Annotated in this window: 1 protein-coding gene; it reads right to left on the bottom strand. The window is 65.2% G+C overall.

All coding sequences use genetic code 11. From position 1 onward, the window contains the following. The coding region (locus FJT57_RS16765; protein ID WP_203229214.1) for a hypothetical protein at positions 1-227 on the bottom strand (227 nt) is incomplete at both ends.

The raw sequence follows: 227 nt of genomic DNA, 5'->3' as shown, positions 1-227 counted from the left end.
CTCGCTCCGGGCGGGTCGGCGCGCGGTGCTGGATGATCGTCCGCCTCGGGCGCGCTCTCGCTCGCGCCCACAGGGCGCTCGCGAAGGCGCGAGCGAGAGCGCGCAGATGGTTCTGTCGGTTGTTGTCGTCGAGGAAATCCGCGATGTTGTAGCATCGCGGTGTCGGGCGCGTGAGCGCCTTCAGGAACCAGTGAGTTCCAATGTCAAGTAAGAACGTCTCCAGTGAA

The organism is Halobellus captivus (assembly GCF_007655485.1).
GTDB classification, from domain to species: domain Archaea; phylum Halobacteriota; class Halobacteria; order Halobacteriales; family Haloferacaceae; genus Haloquadratum; species Haloquadratum captivum.
Note: the sequence above shows the minus strand (reverse complement) of the source record. Positions and strands in the feature narration are given on the sequence as shown.